Source organism: Sphingomonas faeni, from assembly GCF_024273235.1.
Taxonomy (GTDB): domain Bacteria; phylum Pseudomonadota; class Alphaproteobacteria; order Sphingomonadales; family Sphingomonadaceae; genus Sphingomonas; species Sphingomonas faeni_A.
The window spans coordinates 70964-94984 of record NZ_JANBVH010000012.1 but is presented as its reverse complement, the minus strand read 5'-3'; the positions used below and the strand labels follow the sequence as shown (position 1 = coordinate 94984).

Genomic DNA, 24021 nt, shown 5'->3' with positions numbered 1-24021 from the left:
GGCGGATGTTTGGAATCCTCCCCCGCAAGGGGGAGGATTGAAGCGACCGCAACGACCGGGAAAAGGTGGCGTTGCCGGCGCTGGCAGGGCAAGTCGGGACGCACTCGAACGAGGGAATAGGCAGCGGACGATGGCCACGGATACCGGCCCCGAAGCAACGAGTGACCACCCGATCACGAACATCGTGGTCGTCGGCGGCGGTACGGCGGGCTGGCTCGCCGCCTGCCTGGTCGCGGCGCGCGCGGATCGCGGGGCGTACCGGCCGCTCTCCGTTACCCTCATCGAATCCCCCGACGTCGCGACGATCGGCGTCGGCGAAGGCACATGGCCGACGATGCGCCGCACGCTCGAACGGATCGGCATCGCCGAGACCGACTTCCTGCTCGCCTGCGACGCGTCGTTCAAGCAGGGGTCGCGGTTCGACGGGTGGCGGACAGGCGCTGCCGACGACAGCTATCTTCACCCCTTCACCGCGCCCGTCGATGGCGACCCGCGCGATCTCGTCGCAGCCTGGGCGGAGAACGGCGGTAAGTTCGCGGACATGGTCGGTGCGCAAGGCGAGATCTGCCACCGCGGCCTCGCACCCCGCCAGCGGGCGATGCCCGATTATGCGGGCACGCTGAATTACGCCTACCATCTCGACGCGGGCAAGCTCGCCGGATTGCTGATGCGCCACGCGACCGAGCGGCTCGGCGTGCGCCATGTCCGCGATCACGTCGTCGGGATCGATGCGACCGACGGCGGCGACATCGCCGCGGTGCGGACGCGCGCGTCGGGCGCGATCGCCGGCGACCTGTTCCTCGACTGCACCGGGCACGCCGCGCTGCTGATCGGCGAGCATTACGGGATCGGCACGATCGACCGCGGCGGCGAATTGTTCAACGACCGCGCGCTCGCGGTGCAGGTGCCGGTCGCGGACGGCAGCCCGATCGCCTCGCAGACCAACGCCACCGCCCACGCCGCGGGCTGGATCTGGGACATCTGCCTGCCGACCCGGCGCGGCGTCGGCTACGTCTATTCCTCCGCGCATCTGAGCGACGATGCCGCGGCGGAAACGCTCGAGCGCTATATCCGCGCCACCGCGCCCGACGCCCCGCTGCCGACCTTCCGCCAGCTCAAGTTCCAGTCGCGCCACCGCGCGCGGTTCTGGGAACGCAACTGCCTCGCGGTCGGGTTGTCGGCCGGGTTCCTGGAGCCGCTCGAAGCGTCGGCGATCGTCCTGATCGAACTGTCGGTCGATGCGCTGCTCGACAATTTCCCCTCCACGCGCGGCACGATGGATATCCACGCGACGCGCTTCAACGCGCTGTTCCGGTATCGCTGGGATCGGATCGTAGAGTTCCTGAAGCTGCATTACGTGCTGAGCGAACGCGACGAACCCTATTGGCGCGACCACCGCGACGCCGCATCGATCCCGCCGCGCCTTGCCGAACTGCTGACGCTATGGCGGCACCAGCCGCCGTCGCGCGCCGATTTCCCGATGATCGACGAGATCTTCCCGGCCGCGAGCTATCAGTATGTCCTGTACGGCATGGGTTTTCCGCCGCCGACGCGCGGACCGATCGCGACGGCGGACCGGGCACGCACGGAAACCTTGCTCGCACAGGTCGATCAGCGCAGGCGTATGCTGGCCGCCGGCCTGCCGACCAATCGCGCCTATCTCGATGCCCTGCGGCACGCGACCGCCCAAGTTATGGAATTGTCAGCCTGATGTCCGACCACGTCATCCTCACAGCCGAAGACCACCGCGACCTGCGCATCCGCACCGAGCGTTCTTCAGAGCTGGGCGATGCGGTGATGACCTGCATCACCGTCCCCAGCGAGTTCCGGCGAGTCCAGACACATTACCCGATCCTGTTCCAGCTCGACCAGACGCGCGACAGCTTCACTGCGCTGGCGATGTTCGGGTTCGAGCCGGGCGAGAACCTGTTCCTGACCGACGCCGGATGGGACGCGCGCTATCGCCCGCTCGCGATCGACAGCCAGCCGTTCCTGGTCGGGCGCGGCGACGGCGACGTCCGCCAGGTCCATATCGACATGGCGAGCCCCCGGATCGGCGCAGGCGAAGGCGTCCGCGTATTCGACGATACCGGCCGGCCGACGCCGTATCTGGAACGGATCGCCGATCAGCTGCGTGCGCTCGACACCGACTATGTCGCGTCGGCCGATTTCTTCGCCGCGTTGCGCCGTTACGAGCTACTCGAGCCGCTGACGATGGACGTGACGCTCGACGATGGGTCGAAGAACCGGCTGGTCGGCTATCACGTGATCGACGAGGATCGGCTGGTCGCGCTCGATGGCGTTGCGGTAGCGGACCTGCACGCGTCTGGGCACATGATGCCGATCTTCATGGCGCTCGCCTCGCTCGGCAATATCGGCGATCTCGTCGCGCGCAAGAACCGGCGGGTGGCGCGTGGCTGACGCGGAGCCCGGCATCTTCGCGACCATGCCGCGGATCCGCGAGGTCGCGATCGGCGATCCCGCGGACCTCGACGTGCAGCTGCGCGGGGCGACCACGCCGTTCATCGTGCGCGGGCTGATCGCGGATTGGCCGATGGTACAGGCCGGGCTGCACTCCGCGCGGGCGGCGCGCGACTATATCCAGCGTCATGCACGCGACCTCCCCTTCGCGGTCTCCGTCGCGATGCCCGACAGCGGCGGTCGGCTGTTCTACGACGCCGCGCACGCGATGAACTTCCAGATGCTACGTGCGAAATTGCCCGAGATCTTCGCACGGATCGACGCCAACGAAGGCGCCGCCGACGCGCATGCGATCTATCTCGCGTCGATAGACCTGCACCAGTTCTTCACCGGCCTGCACGAGGCGAACCCTGTCGCGCTGGGCGACCGCACGCCGCTCGCCAGCATCTGGATGGGCACGCGCACGCGGATCGCCGCGCATAACGACGTGCCCGAAAATCTCGCGTGCGTCGCGGTCGGGCGGCGGCGCTTCACGGTCTTCCCGCGCGACCAGTTCCGCAATCTCTATCTCGGCCCGGTCGACAACACGCCGGCAGGTCGCGCGGTCAGCATGGTCGATTTCCACGATCCCGACTTCGCCGCACATCCCCGGTTTCGCGAGGCGCTTGAGCATGCGCAGGTCGCCGAGCTGGAGGCGGGCGACGCGCTCTATATCCCGGCGATGTGGTGGCACCATGTCGAGGGGCTGTCCGACTTCAACGTGCTGGTGAATTACTGGTGGCGCGAGACGCCGCGGTGGCTCGGCCAGCCGCAGGATGCGCTGAATCACGCGATGCTGGCGATCCGCGATCTGCCCGCGGACGAGAAGCAGCATTGGCGCGAGATGTTCGACCATTATGTCTTCGCCAACGGTCCCGACGTCGTCGACCATATTCCCGAGGCGGCGCGCGGCGTGCTCGCGCCGCTCACCACCGACACCGCGGGTCGCCTCCGCGCCTTCCTCCTGAGAGCGCTCAGCCGATGACAAACACACCTGTTCGCCGCGTCGTGATCGCAGGTGGCGGCACTGCCGGCTGGATGGCCGCCGCCGCGATCGCCCGCACGATGGGCGGCACGATCGACCTGACCCTGATCGAATCCGACGCGATCGGGACGGTCGGCGTGGGGGAATCGACGATCCCGCCGATGATCACCTTCAACCGCCTGCTCGGCATCAACGAAGCCGAGTTCATGCGCGAGACGCAGGCGACGTTCAAACTCGGCATCCTGTTCGACGACTGGAAGGACCGCGGCGAACGCTATTTCCACTCGTTCGGGATCACCGGCAAGGATCACTGGTCCGCCGGCTTCCAGCATTTCTGGCTGCACGGCCTGACCAAGGGGCATGACCAGCCCTACGACGACTATTGCCTCGAACTGCGCGCCGCGTTGCAGGGCAAGTTCGCGCATCTGCCCGACGACCGGATGAACTATGCGTATCAGCTCGATTCGACGCGCTATGCGAAATATCTGCGCGGGATGGCCGAAGCCGACGGCACGCGCCGTCTCGAGGGCAAGATCGCGCAGGTCGAGCTGAACGGCGATAGTGGCGACATCACCGCACTGGTGCTCGAGTCCGGCGCGCGGATCGAGGGCGACCTGTTCCTCGACTGTACGGGTTTTCGCGCGTTGCTGATCGAGGGCGCGCTGCACGCCGGGTTCGACGACTGGACGCATTATTTGCCGTGCGACTCCGCGATCGCGATCCAGACCGAGAGCGTCCGCCCTGCCCTCCCCTACACCCGCGCGATGGCGCACGACGCAGGCTGGCAATGGCGCATTCCTCTGCAGCATCGCACCGGCAATGGCATCGTCTATTGCAGCCGCTATCTCGACCGCGACGCCGCGCTCGACCGGCTGCTCGGCAATATCGAGGGCAAGACGCTCACCGAACCGAACGTGATCCGCTTCGTCACCGGCGCGCGGCGCCAGCAATGGCATCGCAACTGCATCGCGATCGGCCTGTCGGGCGGGTTCATGGAGCCGCTGGAATCGACCAGCATCCACCTGATCCAGCGCGCCGTGCTGCGGCTGCTGCGGCTGTTCCCGTCGGGCGCGGTCAGTCCGCGCGACGTCGCCGAATTCAACGACCAGCAGCATACCGACATGCTGCAGATCCGCGATTTCCTGATCCTGCATTACAAGGCCACGAACCGCCGCGACAGCGCGTTCTGGCGGCAATGCGCGGCGATGCCGATCCCCGCCTCGCTGGAGCAGAAGATCGAGTTGTTCCGCGAGACCGCCCGCGTGTTCCGCAAGAACGAGGAACTGTTCGCGGAGAATAGCTGGGTGCAGGTGATGCTCGGCCAGGGGATCGTGCCGCGGAGCTATCACCCGATCGCGACCAAGCTGCGCGACGAGGAACTGGCGCGGCTGCTCGGGGGCTTGCGCGACGGCACCAACGCGACGGTGGCGGGGCTGCCCGAGCATGCCGATTACGTCGCGCGCTATTGCGCCACCGCCCGTCCGGTCGCGGCGTGAGCCGACCAGGATGGCAAGACGGCGTCAGGCGGTAACGATCAAGCATGTCGCGGCGGATGCGGGGGTTTCGCTCCAGACCGTCAGTCGCGTGGTGAACAAGGATTCGGGCGTCCGGCCCGAGATGATGCAACGCGTGCAGGCGTCGATCGACAAGCTCGGCTATGTCCCGTCGATCGCCGCGCAGCGCATGGGCGGCTCGCGCTCGTATTTGATCCTCGCGCTCAACGACCGCGAGCGGACCATCGCCGACTGGCGTGCGCGGCAGGGCACCGACTGGTTCGACCAGATGATGCTGGGCGGGATGCTGACCTGCGCCGAGCACGGCTACCGCCTGATCGTCGAGCTGGTCGACACGCATAGCGACCATATCGAGCGCGAGCTGATGGCGGCGATCGCCGCGCTGCAACCCGACGGCGTGATCCTGACGCCGCCGCATTCGGGCAATCCGCTGATCATCAACCTGCTCGAGGCGCAGGGGATCAGCTTCGCGCGGATCGGCTCGCTGACCGACGGGCCCGGCATCCGGCTGATCATGGACGATACGCGGGCGGCGCGGATCGCGACCGAGCATTTGCTCGAACTTGGCCACCGGCGGATCGGCTTCATCGCCGGGCCGGCGGAGTATGAACTCAGCGCGTGGCGGGTCGATGGCTGGCGCTCGGCGATGCAGGCGGCGGGCGTTGCGAACGACGGTCTGCTGGCGGTCGGCGACTTCAGCCACGCGTCGGGACGCTCGGCTGCTGCACATTTGCTGGCGCTGGCCGAGCCGCCGACCGCGATCATCGCGAGCAACGATCAGATGACGCTCGCGACGCTCGAACTGGCCGGCGAGCGGAACCTCGCAGTCCCGGACAACTTGTCGCTGATTAGCTTCGACGACACCCCGATCATCCGCCTTGCGCATCCGCCACTGACCGCCATTGTCCAACCGATCGCCAAAGTGACCGCGCGGGCGGTCAGCCTGATCATCGCGGATCTCGCGGACGGGTGCAGGACGCCGACACCCGAAACGGTGCCCGCATTGTTAACTCTGCGCAACTCGACGTGCGCAGTCCGTCGATGAGCTGACGTTGGAGACGACACCGCGCACCTGACGTACGCGTCCCGTCGCCTCAGGCCATAGCGCAGTAGCGGTTCAGGAAATCCTGGTGCGACGGGAGCTTGGCGACGCGACTGGCGACGTCGGTGCGGATGTCCCTGAGCGCGCGGGTCAGGTTCGCGTCGGAGATCATGCGGCCCATGCGGTGGAATGCGCGGGGTTCGAGGTTCTGGCCCAGCATGACCTGCACCCAGCTGTCGACGCGAAACAGGTCCTCCGACGCCTGATACGCCTGCGCATCCTGGCGGAAGAGCGCGATCCGCTCGGCGAGCGTGTCGGGGAGCTGCATCTCGCGGCATCGGCGCCAGAGCGGCTCGTCGCGCTGGTTCAGGTGATAATGCAGGATGATGAAATCCCGCACGCCTTCGGATTCGCGGCGCGACATCGCGTTGAAGCGAGCGACCAGCGCGTCGTCGATCCCGTCGAACGGAAAGAGCTGGATCAGCCGCGTGACCGCGATCTTCATGAGGTGGATGCTGGTCGACTCCAACGGCTCGACGAAGCCGCTGGAAAGGCCGAGCGCGACGACGTTCTTGTTCCACACCTTGCGTCGCGCGCCCGTCTGGTAGCGGATCACGCGCGGTTCGGTCAGGACCTCGCCCTCGACGTCGGCGAGCAGCTTTGCGCGCGCCTCGTCGTCGGACAGACAGTCGCGGGCATAGACGATGCCGTTGCCGACGCGGTGCTGGAGCGGGATGCGCCAGCGCCACCCCGCCTCGTGCGCGATGGCGCGGGTGTACGGCACGGCCGGTCCGACCGAGGCGGTCTGCACCGCGATCGCGCTGTCGGTGGGCAGCCACTGGGTCCAGTCGTCATAGCCGGTCTGCAGCGCCTGTTCGATGAGCAGGCCGCGAAAGCCGGTGCAGTCGAGGAACAGATCGCCCTCAATCCGCACGCCGGACTCCAGCACCAGCGCCTCGACGAAGCCGGTCTCGGCATTCTGCTCCACCCGTTCGATCTTGCCCTCGACGCGGCGAACGCCGGCGGGTTCGGACAGTTCGCGGAGGAAGCGGGCATAGCGCCCGGCGTCTAGGTGGTACGCGTAGTTGATCCGGGCGTCTTTTCCAGTCGCGAAACGCTCGGCGTCGGCCGCCCTCAGTTCGAAGCAATAGTCGCCGAGGGGGGCGGCGAGGCCACGCTCGCGGGCGTGCAGCCATAGATGGTGGAAATCACCCATCCAGGTCGATGCCCGCCCGATCGTGCCGAAGGAGTGGATGTAGCGCTCGCCCGCACGGCCCCAGTTTTCGAACGATATCCCCAGTTTGAAGCTCGCCTGCGTGGCGCGCATGAATGCCTGTTCGTCGATGCCGAGGAAATTGTGGAAGGTGCGCGAGGTCGGGATCGTCGACTCGCCGACGCCGACCGTACCGATCTCCTCGGACTCGACGAGGGTGATCTCGAGCAGCGGCCCGAGTTGCTTGACCAGCGCCGCCGCCGCGATCCAGCCCGCCGTGCCGCCGCCGGCGATCACCACCCTCCGCACGCCCCGATTGTCCACGCGCATCGTCTCCATCACCGGTTGAGCCGCGAGAGCAGCATCGCCCGAAGCCGCCGCGCGCCGGTTTCGTCGAGGCGAGCGAGCGGCCCCCTCGCCGCGTCCGGCAGGTGCGCGGACGGCCGATCCGCGGGGCCGAAAAGATAATAGTCGAAGAGCGCCGCCCAAGCCCGCTTCTCGGTATCGGGCCGGTCCCGCAGGCTGAGCATGCCGTGAAGCACTGTGGTCATCGGCGAATCCAGATAGGCCGGCGCATCGTTCCACCAGAAATTGACCATCACGTTGAAGTCGGCGAGCGCCTCGACGTGATGCCACCAGAGCGCGGGGTAGACGACCGCGTCGCCGGGTCCGAGTTCCGCCACCTGGGCCGCCTCGACGGCGCGGGCGAAGTTCGGGAAGCGGGCGAAGTCGGGATCGCGGAAATCGACCAGCGAGACCACCTGCCCGCCCGGCGTTGGCTCCAGCGGACCGGGGTAGAGGTTCGCGACCTGCTCTGGCGGGAACAGCGTGAAGCGCCGCGCGCCGACCGCCACGCAGGCGATGTTGTTCGACATGTCGTAATGCGCCGCCGCGGTCGTGCGGTTTCCGATCCAGATGCTTTTCACCACGCGCGCAAAGCAGGGATCGGTCAGCGCCAGATCGTTGCCCGCGCCGGTGAAGCCGGGGAAATAGCCGTCCAGATCGGTCGAGCCGACATAATAGGACGGGGCGTCGGCTTGGCCGAGTTCGGCGAGCATGCGGCCGAGATACGCGTCGAGCTGAACGCGTTCGCGATCGAAAGCGAGCTTCGTCAGGGTGTCGTCGTAGAAATAGCGTCCGCCGGCTTCGGGAGGTGCGGTGTAGCCCGCGGCCGGACGGCCGTTGTAGAACGACAGGAGATACGCCGCGGCCGCCGGGGGCGTGCGACGCCCTGCCTCGACCAGCGGCCAGTCCCGTGCCAGCCCGCGCACGACCACCGGCTCGTTGCCGGCGATCAGCGCCGCAAAATCAACGGCGCCGACCGCCCGCGCGTCGATCTCCCGCACGCTGCGCTGCGTGATTGACCGGTCGAAGCCGAATGATGTCATGCCAGCAGCCGCTTGCGATTCTTGCGGTCGATCAAATACTGGATATTGCCCAGCGAGGATGCCGCCATCGTCGCGGCCCGGAGCAGGCCGCTCCGATGAAGAGCCTCGAGCGATTCCCCGGACAGGTCGGCGAGCGCGGATTGATCGATGGTGAGGAGATCGGGCAGTTCGTAGCCGTCCTCCTCGCTCAGGCTGATCTGAATATTGACGGGTTGCAGCAGCCCGGCATCCTCGAACTCGGCATAGATCGCCGGCGCGGTGGTCACGCCTTCATAAAGGACGCGCAGCACGCTGGCGATATGGTCGAGGAGCGGCGCGTTGCCGCCGTGTTCGAGAAACACCGGCAGGCCGTCGACTGCGCCGACCCGCGCATCCGAGAGGTCGATATAGACCAACGGATCGCCCTGGCTCTCACCATCGGACCGGCTGGCGTCTATGCCGACGGAAAAGGGCCCTCGTCGCTGCACGGCCGGGACATAGTCGCTGGTCCAGCGGCCATCCTCCAGGAACAGATTCTCGTCGCGATCGAGGCCGAGCAGGGCATAGGCCTGAATGCCGCCCTCTTCTCGCCGAAAGACGATCGGGAACGAGCGCTGGGCCTCCTCGAACTCCGACGGGTAGATCGGGAGCTGGTTTACGCTATCGCCATAGTCCGCGCCGGGGCGGATCGCGACCCGCAGGTCGGCGTGCTCGACGTTGTTCAACAATACCGGGCTGGTCGATGTTGGGTTGGTCGATGTTGGGTTCGACGATGTTGGGTTCGACATTACGGGATTCATCTATCCGCTATCGCTTGCTGGAGTAACGGCGCGATTACAGCCGCCTGGCAGGGTGTTACAGCACGGCATCGGCTGCGTTCCAAAAGAAAAGGGTCGCTATCGACAGCGACCCCTTCCCTTTCATTCGCCGACGATCAGAAGCGATACCTCGCACCCAGCAGGTAACGCGGCTTGAGTTCCTGCGCGAAGACGAGGTTCTCCTTCGTCCGCCCATATTGCCGAACGCTCTCGCTTGTCAGGTTGATCGCCTCGAGCGACAACGCGATGTTTTCGTTGATGTCGTAGCTGATGTTCGCGTCGAGCGTCCCGAATGCCGCCGTGAACAGCGGGTTTCGCCCTTCGCCCTGGTTGGTCGCCTGCAGGTATTTGGCACGCCAGTTATACGCGATGCGTGCCGAAAGCCCGTTCTTGTCGTAGATCAGCGTGCCATTCGCGCTGTCGCCGAGGCCGGTCAGCGCGAAGATGTTCACGGTCGGATCCGCATAGGGATCCACGTTCACATTGCCGTCCACCTTCGTGTAGGACGCCGCGAAGCCGAAGCCGGTGTCGCCGAAGAAGTTCGTCCAGGCCACTTCGAAGCCGTGGATCTTGCCTTCGCGGTTGTTGAGTGGCTGAGACACGGCCAGGATGAGCAACGGATCGTTTGCATTCGCCGTGATGTCCACGGCGCCCGATATCGCATCGGCGAACTGCTGATTGACAGTCGTCCCCGTGGCGTTTGCCCGGAAGGTCGCGTCCGCCGCCGCCACGTTGCCGCCGTTCTGCACGAGCAGCGCGGTGTAGGTGAACAGATTGACGTCGGACTGGTCGAAATTACCGTTTCTCAACTGCGAGAGCGCGGTCCCGGAAAGCGTGCCGGCCGTACCGGAGCTTGGATCGCGCAACCCGAACAGGTTCTGGTTGGTGATGCCGGTGCCGATGAAGTTTCGAACGCGCTTGTCGAAGAAACCGACCGAGACGAAGCTCGAGGGCTTGTAGTACCATTCGATCGACGCATCGAAATTGTCCGAGAGCAGCGGAAGCAGCGCCGGATTCTGGGCAGTGCCACCACCGGTGCCACCGAGTGCCACCGGGCGCGGCGGCTGCTGGACGGTCGCCGTTGCGAACAGATTGCCGTAGGGCGCGCGCGCAAGCGTCCGGCCGAACGACACACGGGCCTTCACGTTGCGCATGACCTCGATGTTGAAGTCGACGGACGGCAGCAGATTGCTGTAGCCGCCGCGACCGGTTACCGCGTTGGTCTCGCTAGGCACCTGCACGAAGAAGTCGTTGTCCGCCGTCCAGATCACCGCGGTCGGCACGGCCTGGAGTGCGGTCGAGCGCGACTTGGTCCTTTCATAGCGTGCACCGATCAACAGATTGGCCCGGTGACCGGCGATCTCGCCAGCCCAGGTCAACTGGCCGAAGACCGCCCAGGTCTTTTCCCGCACCGTGTCGTTCACGTTGCCGCTGCCGTTGACCTGATGCACCTTGGCGGCGCCCGCCGGAAGCTTGGAATCGATGTCCAGATAATAGGGCTGGAAGATGTTCAGCAGGTCGACCGCATTGCCACGAAATGCCGTAAGCGACGAGCCCGAAGAGTTCGGGTTATACGTGTCGAACTTGCACGTCAGGCAATAGGTCGTGAGAAGATCGCCCGCGATCTGTTCGGGAACACCTGTATCGCCGATACCCCAGTCGCCGAGCGTCTGCTGAGTCTGCTGGCTACTCGACTGCATCTTCGTGTCGATATAGTTGCCGCCGAAGTCGAAACGACTGCCCTCGCCGAGATCCCAACTGATCTGCGCACGGCCTTCGTTGATGCGCTGGCTCTGCCGCGACGTGACCGTACGCGCGACCTGGGTGCCGACGTCGCCGACGTCGAGGACGCCGTTGCCGTTGCCCTTGACCCGGTCGTTGATGGTGATCGCCTGTTGCGGGAACCCGGTCGTGAAATCGACCGAATGCGAGGCGATGACCGGTGCGCCGAGCGACAGCAAGGTCGCGGACGTGCCGTTGCTGTTGTCGGGGGTCGACTTCGAGGTCGAGTGATGCCCGTCGAGCGTCAGCGTGAGATTATCGGCGAACCCCCATTTCGCATTGCCGCCGAATGATTTCAGCTCGGTCTGCGTCGCATATTGCTGCTGCTCGAAACCCCCGTCCTTGACGGGATTTTCGTTCTCCTGGATGAAGACGGCGCTCGCCATCTGCGTGTTGTTGTCGAACGTCACCTGGTTGAACGGCCGGTTGAACCAGTTGGTCTGCTCGCTGCGCTGCTCGCGCAGCTTGTTCCGGGCATAGAGTCCGTCGAGCGTGAATTCGAGCGTTTCGGTCGGCTTGAACTGCAGCACCGCCTGGCCGTTGATGCGCTCGCGACGGTTCTCGGACAGGGCATAGCGGCTGTCGTTGGGGATCAGCACGTACGGCGTCGTCGGCCGGTTGGTGATGACCGTCGTGGGCGTGACATAGGTCGTGCTGCCGAAGAAGGTCGCGGTCGGAACGACGTTCCAATAGTTCGGGTTGGAACTGACCGACGCGGATTCACGGAGCTGGTAGCTGCCGAACACGGCGGCACCGAAGGTACCGGCCTCGTTCTTCCAATTGAGAATGCCCGACGCCTCGGGCGTCACGCGATGCTTCTTGCTTTCGGCATCCTCGACCGAGCTGTCGTACAGCGCCTTGCCGCCGATCGAGCCCGAGAAGCCGGCTTCACGCGAGTCGAGCGGCTTGCGGGTGACGATGTTGATGGTTGCGCCGATGCCGCCCGACGGCACGGTTGCACGGCCGGTCTTGTAGACCTCGAGCGTGCTCACGCCTTCCGATGCGAGGTTCTGGAAGTCGAACGACCGGCCGGTGCCTCGCGCGAACGCGTTGCCGCCGCTGGTGTCGACGTTGGAAGCGGGCATCTGGCGCCCGTTGACGGTCACGAGGTTGAAGTCGCCCGAGAAGCCGCGGACGGCGACCTGAGATCCCTCGCCGTTCACGCGGTTGATCGACACGCCGGTGATGCGCTGGAGCGACTCGGCGAGGTTGGTGTCCGGGAACTTGCCGATATCCTCGGCCGAGATCGCGTCGACGACGCCTGCCGAGTTGCGCTTGATGTCGATCGCGCGGTTCAGCGAGGCGCGGACGCCCGTGACGATGATGTCGGTCGACGTATCAACCGTCGATCCCGCGTCGCTCGGCGCATTGACCTGCGCGACCGCGGGTGAATTCTCGCTGCCCGGCTGCGCATTGGTGGCCGGTGCGTTCGTATCGATGCCGGCCCCGGACTGCGCCATCGCAGGCACCGCCAAGCACAACGACATCGCGCCAACCGAAGTCGTGCATCCGAGCGCGACTAAAAACGTGCGTCCCCTCATAAATCCTCTCCCCTTTTGCGGCGGCCCTGTCGCCAAGTATGCGGCCGGTGTTTTCCCGGCTCGTGTTACCGCTACCGCATCGGTATGAGTTGTCAATCATATTTGCGACAACAATGAACCAATGTTGACTCAGTCATGCAATAATACGTCACTGCCTATAGATGGCGAGCGACACGCAGTGCAGTTTTCGTTTGGGCAGCGACTTTCACCTGTTGAGTAAGCGAGACGTGCTATGTCTCTCTATTCAAGAGGCAACCTGATATGTCTTATAAATGTCAGGTAAGGATTGCTTACTAATCTCGATTAAGCCTTGCGCGGTCGGCATCGTTGCGGCGTCGCCAGCCCTCCAAACGTACTATTTGACTGGAACCGAAGAGGGTTACAGGCAGGCTGCAAGAATGGCGTGTTGGCCGATGTCGGCGTGATGATCGAACGGACCGGTCCGGCTAGGATACCGAGGCGAACGTCACGAACACGTTGGCGGTCAGTCGGCCCGACCGGGGATCCGGGCTCAGCATCGTCGATGCAGGCACGTGTCCCGAATGGAGCACGCAGCTTCGGTACGCGACGAGTCGATTGAAACCGGCCGAGACCCGTGCCGTCGGCTCGAACCAGGGAGCGCCGTCGTCGACATATCCGGCGGCCACGCCCTCGGTCGCTCTGTGCGTCCTGTACGTCGCCAGCCGGTGCTCGCTCAACGTCTCGAAGCCCGTCGCACGATGCCGGAAGAAACTGGTGCCGCCAAAAGCCTCGTCGCAGAGATAGTGGAGGATCGCGAACTGGTGTGGGTTGGTCGAGTCGACGTGCGGCGCGCGCTGCGCAGTGGAGAGCGCATCGCCGGGCAGGGTCACCAGCGAGAACGCGCCTTCCGCCTTGACGGGTCGGATACGCCCCAGTGAAAACGCCTCGGAAATGGGGCCCGCAAGAGCCTCGACGACCGTCCTTATATAGTAGTCCGGCAGGCTCGCCCTCAGGCCTGGGTAGCCATCCGTGGAGGTGTAGGCCGGGGCGAATGGGATCGAGGCGGCGAGATCGACCAGATGCTCCGGATGCTCGAAAGCAGCGGGGGATTCCAGCACCGCCTCGCCCTCGGCTCCGACATACATCGCGGTCAATTTCGAGCGCCGGGCCAGCGTGAAGGCGGTCACGACGAATAGCTTTGAGTGTGTCGCTCGTCTGTCATGGCCGTCGGAGCGTAAGATCGTTTCTCCCGAGAAGACAGCCCGATCTGCTGGTCGAGCGTTAACCGCGAAAGAAACTCCTCCGAACAAGCAGTTAACCGCGTACGCGGCAAGATGCCGATGCACATCGATATCCGTACTCGCCAAAGACAAATTGACATCACCGCGGCCTATGTCGATGTTAACGCTACAAAAAAGGACAGGCGAGGTCATCATGGAAATAACGCGGCGCAGCGGACTGACGATGCTTGCCGGTCTTGCCGTATCGGCGTGCGCCAGCGCGGGCGGCACCACGGGTTTGGCCTTGCCCGCCTTGCCCGCCTCGCCCGCCTCGCCTTCGATGCCCCCCTCCGGAGTCGCGCCCGACAGCCTTCAGGCGGTCGCGCGATCGAAGGGTCTCCGCATAGGGTCGTGCGTCGCTTGGGGTGCGGACGGCGCCGATCGCGGATCGTTTGCCAATCCGAATTATGCCGCGTTGCTGAAGCGCGATTGCGGCCTGCTCGTGGCGGAAAACGAAATGAAGTGGCAGGCGCTCAGACCGACGGCCACCAGCTTCGACTTCACGCGGTTCGATGCGATCATGGCGTGGGCCGTGGCGAACGACCTGCCAATGCGAGGCCACAACCTGCTTTGGCACCAGCCGAAGTGGATGCCGCGTTGGGAGGAGAACCACGATTTCGGCGCGAACCCCAGACAGGCGGCCGAACGCCTGCTGGTCGACCATATCAACACGGTCTGCCGACGATATGGAACGAAGATCGCCAGCTACGACGTCGTGAACGAGGCGGTGAACCCTACCGACTCGACCCTGTACCAGACCGCGTTGTCGCGTGCGCTGGGTGGGCCCGAGGCGACGCTCGACCTCGCCTTCCACACGGCGCGCGCGGCGGCACCGTTGGCGCAACTCGTCTATAACGACTATATGAGCTGGGAGCCGGGGAACGCGAAGCACCGCGCCGGCGTGCTGAGGCTGCTCGAAGGCTTCAGGGCGCGCAGGATACCCGTCGATGCGCTCGGCGTTCAGTCGCATATCGTCACGCAATCGCCGGATACCCGCGGCAGCATCGCCGCACTCGAAGGCGACTGGCGCCGGTTCCTCGATGACGTGACGGCGATGGGATACGACCTGGTCATCACCGAACTCGACGTTCGCGACAACGGATTGCCTGCAGACATCGCCCCGCGCGATCGCGCCGTCGCCGATTTCACGAAGGGCTATCTCGACCTGATGTTCGCCTATCCGTCGCTCAAGGACGTGCTGCTATGGGGCATGAGCGATCGATACAGCTGGATCGAGGGGTTCGAACCGTGCCCGGACAAGGCCCGGCGCCGCCCCTGCCCCTATGACGATGCCTTCGCGCCGAAGCCCATGCGTAGCGCGATTGCGGCGGCGCTCGCAGCCGCTCCGGCGAGGCGCTGAAAACCAGAAAGGGCGCCCCACCGGAGCGGGGCGCCCTTACTGTCGACTGGACATAGCCGAGCGCCGCTCGCCTATTTGCACTCGCCTATTTGAACGACGCGCGTATCGAGAAGGTGAAGCGCCGGTCGTTGATGAACCAGTTGCGCGGACGCGTCAGCAGGTCGTCGTTGATCACATAGGACGTCCGCGTGATCGAATTGCTCAGATTGACGCCCTGGAACCCCATCTTGATCGACGGCGTGATCGCATAGAAGATCGATGCGTCGAGCTGTCCATAGGCCTCCGCATAGACCGGCGAATTGGGCACGATCACGTCGCGTATCGTCAGCAGGTTCTTCGAGCGCCAGTTATAGGCTGCGCGAATTTCGAGGCCGTTCGCCTGATAAAACGGCCCGAAATTGACCTGGTATTTCGACAGGCCCTGCAGCGGCAACCCACTGGTATCGACGTTCGATATGATCCCCGCAGCGACGTTCGGATCGTCCTGGTCGAGGTTCTGCTGGGACACGCCCGACGATTTCACATAGGTGAAGTTGGCCGCCAGACCGAAGCCGCTCAACGCACCGGGCAGGAAGTCGTAGGTCTGCTGATAGCCGACCTCGAACCCCTTCACCCGCCCGGTTTCGGTCGAATTCAGCGGCGTCGTGATGATGCCTTCGAACGTCGCACCATTGTTGGTGAAGTTCTGCCGCTGGAGGCTGTTGGTCTGGACGCCGTAGAGGTTCTTCTTGAACAGCGACAACGTCAGCTGTCCGACGTTCGAGAAATACCATTCGGCCGTGACGTCGTAATTGTCCGCGCGCACCGGCTTCAGATACGGATTGCCGACCTGGAAGATGGCGACCGGTGCGCCGTTGAACAGGATCGTCTGGTCGTTGGTGGTCAGGCCGACATTGTAGAACGAGCGCGTCAGGCCGAACTCGGGCGGCGCGACGCTCTTGGTGAAGGCGCCGCGGAACTGTAGCCCGCCACCGACGGCCAGCTTCACGTTGAAGCTCGGCAGGAAGTAATCATATGTCAGCTTGGCGTCGTTGGCGATCAGGGCGCCGTTCTGGAACGCCGCCGCGGAGTCGCGAACGCTTTGCGGCAGGGCGCAGAAGCGTGACACCGCCTGTCCATCGGCGGGTGGCACGCAATTGAACGACTGTTGCGGGAACGCAAAGAACCCGGACGAGACGCGTCGCGTCTTGGTGTAGCGGACACCGATGTTGCCGCTGAGATTCCAGCCGTTCGATAGGTCGTTACCGAACCGCGCCATCGCGTAGACCGCGTTGTTGCGTTCGCTGACCGGGTTTACCTCGCCCGGCAGGAACGGCGTGCCGGCGATGACGCCCGCGCGCTGGGCGAGCGGCACCCAAGAGTCCGCGCCCGAGAGGTTGCTCGTGAAATTGCGCCATTCGCGCGCGATCTGGCTGATCGCCTGCGTCGCTGCGCCGTAATCCTGCAGGAACGAACCGGGCACGAACACGCGACCGCCGTTCGAGGCGTCGTTCGCCTGCCCGCGGAAGAAGTTGTCGTAGAGGAACGCCTGCTGCGGTCCCGGGGTGCCGCTGGTCCGCGTGCTCGGGTTTCCATCGATCGGCCGGTCGAACCAGACAGGACCGCCCGCATTCCCCGCGCCGGCACCGCTGCCATCGCCACCGCCCCAGATTTCGCTCAGCACGCCCCAGTTGTACGCGCTCGACCGCGCCTCGTTCTGGCGATCGGCGAAACGGTAGCCGACCCGAACCGACGTCAGCCAGCTATCCTCCGGGAAGGAATAATCGAGGTCGATCCGCGCGGCGTCCTCGTTGCCCTTGCTGTCCTCGATGTGATCCATCGCCGACCGGTAGAAGGTGTTGTACGGATCGAGATAGCTTGGGTGGTCAGCATTCTGATAATTGTTCGCGCCGTTCGTCACCGGAATGAAATTGACGAATGCGGGGTCGTTCCCGTTCAGTCGGATGTCCGCATTCTGGTAGGTCGTTCCCCAGACCGTCAGATCGGTGACCTTCACCTGTGACCAGACATGCTGATAATCGACGTTGATGCCGAGGCGGTTCGTCGCCTGCCATTTGAGGTTGAAGCTGGCATCGTTGGTCCGGAACCGCGACTGGTTGCCGCGTGCGATGTTGTTGCTCTGCAAGCCATTGGTGGGGCTTCGGAAGTCGCCGCCCTCCACGTTGTCGGCGCGGTAGCCATTGGGTCCGGTGATCAGCCCGCTCGTGAAGACATTGTCGTCGTCATAGGTGAAATCGGTGCCGGGAAACGGCTGTGAATCGCCCGCCGCCAACACGTTGTCGGTCGCGACCTCGATCGAGTTCTCGGTCCAGGCTTCGCGCGAATCGGTGCGCAGGAACTGTGCAGTCGCGGTCATCGACTTGTCGGGGCTGCGCCACTGGCCTGCGGCCGAATATCCATAGCGCGTGCGGTTGAAATCCTGGCTGCGGATCGCGGCGCCGCGCGGGACGTAGACGGTCCGACCGGTGTTAACGACGCCCGTCGTCGTGTCGACCGGCTGGAGCAGCGAGCCGTCCGCGCTGATCACCCGCTCTCCCCAGTTCGAGATCTGGACGCTGTCGGCGCGGCTGCGCACCTGCGACCGGACGAAGCTGGCCAACAGGCCGAAATCGCCGATGCCCGTTTCCCAGCGATCGCTGGCGAGGACGGAGATGGTCGGCGCCGACCGCTTGACGAAATCGCCGTAGTTATTCTCGAGCGTGCCGCCGAGCACCAGGCCGGTGGAGTCGAACGGCAGACGCGTGCGCAAATTGACCGACCCGCCGATGCCACCCTCGATCATGTCCGCCGACGGGCTCTTGAACACGTCGACGCCGCCGAGAAGTTCCGCCGGGACGTCGGCGAACGACAGGCCGCGGCCGTTGTTGGCGCTGAACGAGTCGCGGCCGTTGATCTCCGATCGCGTATAGCTGAGGCCGCGGACCGTAACGCCCGAGCCTTCGGTCGCGAAGTGATCGGGATCGGACCCTGCCGCGAACCGGCTGATCGACACGCCGGGAACGCGCTGCAAGGCTTCAGTGACCGACCTGTCGGGCAGAGCACCGATATCTTCCGAAGAAATCGAGTCGCCGACGACTTCCGAATTCCGCTTGATCGCCTGCGCGCTTTGCAGGCTCTGGCGGATACCCGTGACGACGATGTCCTGATCCGCAGCTTCATCCTGCGGGGTGGCGGTCGCCTGCTCGGCCGGGGTCACTTCGGCACCGCCGGTCGGCACCTGGGCGTTCGCCGAGGGCTGTGCCTGCCCGGTCTGTGGCTGCCCCGTCTGCGGCTCTGCCGCTGCCGCCTGCTCGGCGCGATCTGAAGGTGCGGTACGCTTCACGGCATTCGGCGTCGGCGTGGTTTGACCGACGGCGGGATCGGCCTGCATGGCAAAGGCGGCATGCGGTGCAGTTGCCAGGCAAACCGCGAGCAGCGACGCCCCGCCCTTCAGAATGCTGATACGCCGTCCGTTAACGATGATGTCGGACTGTCGCATAACGCCCCGCCTCCCCTTTTGTTAGCGCTATCATTTGTCGATGCGCTTTATCTGCCCGAAGTGGTAGCGAGGCTTAGTGTTTGCAGCTAGGCGGAAAATACTAGTTTTTGATTGATTTAATCGACCGTGGCTTTGTTACAACACTGTCATCAAAGTGGTCGCGAATGGTCAAGGTCACCGCGCCACTCCACTTTTGGTGGCGGTACCGCAATGGTGAGGCCTGCCGCCGGTTTCCCGGCAAGCACCTACCCCACTAATCTCGATCACGGCCGGCGCGATCGATCGTGCGGTCGACGGCGTGGCCAACCTTGGATCGAGCGGGGCCGCCGATCAAAGATCGGGTATCCACGACTGGGCCGATCGCCCGCGAGCCACCTGTCTCGACGGTCGCCGACCGATCAGCGGCGCTGTAGCGATTTCATCAGATAGGCTCGGATCCGTTCGGTGCGTTCGGCACTGGCTGGCCCCAGCACGCCGCGCGCGGCTTCGGGGAGGTGATCACCCGCCGCGGGGGCATCGTCGCCGAACACATAATGCTCGAACCATGCCCGCCAGCCTTCCTTTTCCGCGGCGGGGCGGTCGCGTACGGCCATCATCGCGTGCACCATCGCGTGGAATGGCGAGACGCTCGCATCGAATGCCCACCAATAGTTGCACAGCACGTTCAACGTGCCGAACGCCTGGACATGATGCCACCAGATCGCCGGAATGAAGAGCGCATCACCCGGACCCAGGTCGGCGACGAGCGCATGCCGAAGGGCTTCGGCATAGCGTGGATACGCGTCGAAATCGGGTGCCAGTGGATCGACCATGCTCGATGGCGGGCCGGCCAGCGTGCGATCGAGCGGGCCGATATACAGGTTGCCCACCTGCCCGGGCGGAAACAGCGTGAAGCGGCGCCGTCCGGCGACGACGCAGGCAAGATTAGTCGAGCCGTCATAATGCGTCGCGGTCTGGGATCCGTTGCCGATCCACAACCGGGGCGCCGCGCCCCCGAGCGGCAGGTCGAGCGGATTGGCCGCGGCCCATCCCGGCAGATGCTCGTTCGCCGTTGCGGCGTTGGCATAGAGGATGTGCCGCTCGCGCTCCGGTACGGCGGCGAGACGGAGAAGTTCGCCGAGGAGCAGCTTCAGCGGCGCCTTCTCGCGGTGGAAATTGAACCCCTCCAGGTTGTCGCCGCGATAAAAGAAGCGACCACCGAATTCCGGGCCGCCGACCAACACGTCCAGCGGTCGGCCCGCATCGCCGAGCCCGATCAGATACCGGGCGATCGCCTGGTCGCCGGATCGCCCCGCCGCTACGCTCGCCCAGTGCCCGACCTGCCCGCGCAGCACCAAAGGCGTCGATCGGGTGGCGACTTCGCGCGCGAACGTCGCCGAATCGACGCAGTCGCGCTCCTCGACACGGGTGCTGGCCTCAGCACTAAAGCTCGCGCTGGCGGCGCCACTGATCCGGTCCTTCATAACCACAGGCTACCCAACCCAAAGCCCGGTGCCAACGGGTCACGCTCCGAAAGATGTTGATCGGAAGGGCAAATTTACGGAATGCGCGGTGGTCGGCAGCGGGCTGCACTTTCCGACGGCCGGTTTTGCACTCGCTCCGGGCTGTGCCCCGCAGCCGTTCGCGCAGCCGGGAACCTATACTGGCAAACCCCGCGACATAACCGCGTCTCTTGAGCATCTGGTCCCCGTCTCCGCGGGGATGACAGAGCTGCCTGTCGGAGAAGGATACCGCCAAAACCGGGTGCTTCGTTCTTCCTACGCGGGGTGGATTACCGGTCAATCCCGTGGGCCGGCATCCGAGCCTGCCGGATCACCCCGCCATCCGCCGGCTTGCCGATCAGAAACCCCTGAACCTGATCGCACCCCCATCGGCGCAGATCGGCCAGTTGCTTCTCGGCCTCGACCCCTTCGGCAACGATGGTGAGACCCAGGCTCTGACCCAGACCGATCGTCGCCTTGACGATCGACGACGACGACGCATGGCTGTGCATCGTCGCGACGAAGCTCCGGTCGATCTTGATCTTGTCGAAGGTGAATTCCTTCAGATTGCTGAGCGAGGAATGCCCCGTTCCGAAGTCGTCCATCACGACCCGGGCGCCGTATTCCTGCAACGTCTTGAGCGTGGCGAGAACGTTGTCGCGCTGAAAACCCAACAGGGTCGCGCCTTCGGTAACCTCGAGTTCCAGTCTGTCGAACGTCACGCCCCAACGGCGGGCGGCGTCGCATATCTCGTCTGCGAGCCCGGCGGAGCGGAACTGGATCGGCGACAGGTTTATCGCCAGCGACAGCTTCGGATCCCAGGCCGATGCGGCACGAAGGGCCTGGTCGATCACCCAGGAACCGATCGTCCCGATCAGTCCCGTGGATTCGGCGATGGGTACGAAGACGTCCGGCGGGATGTCGCCCAGGATGGGATGCCGCCAGCGAAGCAACGCCTCATACGCGACGATCTCCAGCGAGGCGGTATCGGCGATCGGCTGGAACGCCAGGTGGAGTTCGTTTGCCGAAACGGCATCTTCGAGGTCCCGGCCGAGCCGCACACGCTGGCTCTCCTCGTCCTTCAGGTGCTTGTTGAAGATGCGCGCGGTGTTCCGTCCGTCGGCCTTGGCACGATACAGCGCGAGGTCGGCCAGTTCGTGAAGCTCGTCGCCGGTCTGGCCGGGTTCCGACAGGGCGACCCCGACACTCATCCGGATCGCGACGCCCTCGTCCGATGGGGCGGAGGCGGTCTTGAAGATGCGCGAGATGAGCGCTTCCGCGGCGGCCGGCTGGGCATGCGCCACCTGGATGATGGCGAATTCGTCCCCGCCGATCCGCGCGACCAGATCATCGCCGCGGACCGACGACGACAGCAGTCGTGCGGTGCGCTTGAGCACTCGGTCGCCGCCCGCATGCCCCAGTCGATCGTTGATGGCCTTGAACGCGTCGAGATCGATCGCGAACACCGCGACGACGTCGCCGGTCCGCCCGCTGCGCGAAAGTTCGTGGGCAAGCCGGTTCTCGAAGAGCAGCCGGTTCGCCAGCCCGGTCAGCATGTCGTGGTTGGCCAGGAACTCGGCACGGCGCTCGGCAGTCCGGCGGCTCTCCACGGCGTTCCGGTATTCGTACAATCCGCGCGCCAGGTCACCCAGCTCGTCGGCACGCTCCACGCCGGGAATGTCGCCATCGCTGTCGCCGACCCGAAATTCACGCAGTCGCGCGGCCAGGATGGTGATCGGCGATACCAGCCTGCGACGGAGCCAGATGGTCATGCTGAATATGATCGCGACGATCACGAGGCCGCCCAGGAGCACCGATATGATATCCCGGCGGCTCTCTCGCCGGTTGCTTTCGGCGGCCTTCGATATGGCGAAGGTCAGGTCCTGCCGCGCGCGGCTTCGGCTGTTCTCCAGGGCCGTCAGCGCGCTCAGGAAGCGCGGCATGGCAGACTTGATCCCGGACGGCCGGGTCCGACCGATCTGGATCAGCCGATCCGCCGCCGTGGCGAAATCGGCAGCGGCTCGTTGCGTCTCCCGCACGGGGACCCATCCCGCCTCCGGCCTGCTCGCGAGGAATTGGGCCGTGGACGACGAGCGCTGCCTGAATGCCGCAATCCCATCGTTCAACTCCCCCCAGCGCACGGCGGATACCACTGCACCGCGCTCGGCGTCGCGTGTCACGCGACCGATGTCCTGGCGCAGCTGGCGTTGCATCTGATCCAGCCGGTTCTCGAGATGCAGCGCTTCGCTGAGGAGCGTGATGCGCAGATCGGCGTCATGGATCTTGTTACCGACCGAAAGGCCGGTGGCGAGCACGGTCAACGCCATCAGGATGACCGACGTACAGGCAATAGAGACGCGCGCGGATATCGATAGTCGCACAGGCTCCTCCTCAAATCCCGATTGACGGCAAAGCGTTACGTAATGGTTAGAACCGGATACGTCGCGCATCTCATGACAAGCCGTCGTTCGTTCGACGACCGGGGCGCCCGGCAGGATCGTCGCAGATTTCCCGAACAATCCTTCCGGTACCGAGTGGCTTCACAACAGACCCCCGGCGTAGCAGAAGCACCGGATGCCCGCCGACGATGCCGATACCGTGCACTACCGCCTGCGTCGCCAGAGCCGGACCCCGGCCTGGCTCGCCTTGTCCTGGCGTGCGCTGGTCGCGCTGGGTCTGATCGGGATCGCGCTGGCAGTCCACTGGTTCGACCGAGAAGGACTGCGGCAGAATTCCGGTGCGCCCGTGACCTTCGCCGACATCCTGTATTTCACCATGATCACCGTGACGACGGTCGGCTATGGCGACATCGTGCCGGTGACTCAGCAGGCGCGGATGTTCGATACCTTCGTGGTCACGCCGATCCGGCTGTTCGTGTGGCTCATCTTTCTGGGAACGGCGTATGATTTCCTGCTCAAGGGTGTTTGGGAGAAATGGCGCATGTCGGTGATCCAGCGACACCTCAAGGGCCATGTCGTGGTCGCGGGTTTCGGCACGAGCGGGTCCGAGGCGGTCAGCGAACTGGTCAGGCGCGGCGCCGATCCGGGCATGATCGTCGTGGTCGACGAGAATGCCGCGGCGCTCCGCACGGCCGAGGCATGTGGCACCACCGTGATGGAGGGCAATGCGACGCGCAACGTCGCGCTCGAAGCCGCCCGCATCGCCAGCGCGCGGGCGCTGATCGTCTCTGCGGGCCGTGACGACACTTCGATCCTGATCGTGCTGACGGCGCGCCGGATCGCGCCCGACCTGCCGATCAGCGTGGTAATCCGGTCCGAGGACAATGAAGCGATCGCGCATCAGGCGGGCGCGACCGTGGTCATCAACCCGGCCAGTTTCGCCGGGCTGCTGCTCGCCGGTTCGACGCACGGTCCGCGCATAGCCGATTACATGGCCGACCTGGCGGCGACCGGCGGCCGGGTGGCGCTGCACGAGCGCATCGTCACCGCGGACGAAGTCGGCAGGCCGCTATCCGGGATCGCGACCGGGCTGGGCCACCGCATCTACCGCGGGCAGCAGAGCTTCGGCTTCTGGGAGCCCGAAGCGAACCGCCTGGAAGCAGGCGACCTGATCGTCGAGGTGATTCCCCGCCGCTGAACCGGTGCAATCGATATGTCGGGCGATATGTCGGGCGATATGTCGGGCGATATGTCGGGCGATATGTCGGGCGACATGTCGGGCGACATGTCGGGAAAGACTTCGGGCAATCCGGGTTGTTCGGGCAAAACCGGGATGCCAT

General features: G+C 65.0%; 15 protein-coding genes. 7 read left to right on the top strand and 8 right to left on the bottom strand.

What is annotated here, in order from left to right; all coding sequences use genetic code 11:
• The first annotated feature begins 130 nt into the window (after positions 1–130).
• Genes NLI89_RS08700 through NLI89_RS08680 form a run of 5 tightly spaced genes read left to right on the top strand, consistent with a single transcriptional unit; the run spans position 131 to position 6004 of the window.
• Complete coding sequence (locus NLI89_RS08700; RefSeq protein ID WP_254686682.1) at positions 131–1711, top strand: tryptophan halogenase family protein; 1581 nt, start codon at positions 131–133, stop codon at positions 1709–1711.
• On the top strand, positions 1711–2421 hold the full coding sequence (locus tag NLI89_RS08695) for a SapC family protein (RefSeq protein WP_254686681.1): 711 nt from the start codon (positions 1711–1713) through the stop codon (positions 2419–2421). The genes NLI89_RS08700 and NLI89_RS08695 overlap by 1 nt, the downstream gene beginning before the upstream one ends.
• The gene (locus NLI89_RS08690; protein WP_254686680.1) at positions 2414–3445 is read left to right on the top strand and encodes a cupin-like domain-containing protein; all 1032 of its coding nucleotides are present in this window, start codon (positions 2414–2416) and stop codon (positions 3443–3445) included. Before NLI89_RS08695 ends, NLI89_RS08690 begins: the two co-directional genes overlap by 8 nt.
• On the top strand, positions 3442–4941 hold the full coding sequence (locus tag NLI89_RS08685) for a tryptophan halogenase family protein (protein ID WP_254686679.1): 1500 nt from the start codon (positions 3442–3444) through the stop codon (positions 4939–4941). Before NLI89_RS08690 ends, NLI89_RS08685 begins: the two co-directional genes overlap by 4 nt.
• A gap of 10 nt (positions 4942–4951) precedes the next feature.
• A complete protein-coding gene (locus tag NLI89_RS08680; protein ID WP_254686678.1) occupies positions 4952–6004 on the top strand; it encodes a LacI family DNA-binding transcriptional regulator in 1053 nt (350 codons plus the stop codon).
• Positions 6005–6053: 49 nt separating this feature from the next.
• On the opposite strand, the gene NLI89_RS08675 is transcribed toward NLI89_RS08680, so the two are convergent.
• The 5 genes from NLI89_RS08675 to NLI89_RS08655 all read right to left on the bottom strand — a co-directional run bounded on the left by NLI89_RS08675 (position 6054) and on the right by NLI89_RS08655 (position 13870).
• Positions 6054–7544 carry a tryptophan halogenase family protein gene (locus NLI89_RS08675; RefSeq protein ID WP_254686677.1) on the bottom strand — a complete coding sequence of 497 codons (1491 nt, stop codon included), beginning with the start codon at positions 7542–7544 and terminating at the stop codon, positions 6054–6056.
• 8 nt (positions 7545–7552) lie between these two features.
• Positions 7553–8602 carry a cupin-like domain-containing protein gene (locus NLI89_RS08670; RefSeq protein ID WP_254686676.1) on the bottom strand — a complete coding sequence of 350 codons (1050 nt, stop codon included), beginning with the start codon at positions 8600–8602 and terminating at the stop codon, positions 7553–7555.
• Positions 8599–9369, bottom strand: a complete 771-nt coding sequence (locus NLI89_RS08665) for a SapC family protein (protein WP_254686675.1) — start codon at positions 9367–9369, stop codon at positions 8599–8601. Before NLI89_RS08665 ends, NLI89_RS08670 begins: the two co-directional genes overlap by 4 nt.
• Before the next feature lie 146 nt (positions 9370–9515).
• Positions 9516–12722 (bottom strand): TonB-dependent receptor, encoded by a 3207-nt coding sequence (locus tag NLI89_RS08660; RefSeq protein ID WP_254686674.1) that lies wholly within the window; start codon positions 12720–12722, stop codon positions 9516–9518.
• A 446-nt stretch (positions 12723–13168) separates the two neighbouring features.
• Positions 13169–13870 (bottom strand): DUF6445 family protein, encoded by a 702-nt coding sequence (locus NLI89_RS08655; RefSeq protein WP_254686673.1) that lies wholly within the window; start codon positions 13868–13870, stop codon positions 13169–13171.
• A gap of 247 nt (positions 13871–14117) precedes the next feature.
• On the opposite strand from NLI89_RS08655, the gene NLI89_RS08650 reads away from it, so the two are divergent.
• Complete coding sequence (locus NLI89_RS08650) at positions 14118–15323, top strand: endo-1,4-beta-xylanase (protein WP_254686672.1); 1206 nt, start codon at positions 14118–14120, stop codon at positions 15321–15323.
• Between the two features lie 85 nt (positions 15324–15408).
• On the opposite strand, the gene NLI89_RS08645 is transcribed toward NLI89_RS08650, so the two are convergent.
• The 3 genes from NLI89_RS08645 to NLI89_RS08635 form a co-directional block, all read right to left on the bottom strand.
• Positions 15409–18801 (bottom strand): TonB-dependent receptor, encoded by a 3393-nt coding sequence (locus NLI89_RS08645; protein ID WP_254686671.1) that lies wholly within the window; start codon positions 18799–18801, stop codon positions 15409–15411.
• A 398-nt stretch (positions 18802–19199) separates the two neighbouring features.
• A complete protein-coding gene (locus NLI89_RS08640; RefSeq protein ID WP_254686670.1) occupies positions 19200–20264 on the bottom strand; it encodes a cupin-like domain-containing protein in 1065 nt (354 codons plus the stop codon).
• A 308-nt stretch (positions 20265–20572) separates the two neighbouring features.
• Positions 20573–22663 (bottom strand): putative bifunctional diguanylate cyclase/phosphodiesterase, encoded by a 2091-nt coding sequence (locus NLI89_RS08635; protein WP_254686669.1) that lies wholly within the window; start codon positions 22661–22663, stop codon positions 20573–20575.
• Positions 22664–22856: 193 nt separating this feature from the next.
• Between NLI89_RS08635 and NLI89_RS08630 the strand changes: the two genes are divergently transcribed.
• Entirely contained in the window at positions 22857–23879 is a 1023-nt protein-coding gene (locus tag NLI89_RS08630; RefSeq protein ID WP_254686668.1) for a potassium channel family protein, read from the top strand.
• The last annotated feature ends 142 nt before the right edge of the window (positions 23880–24021 follow it).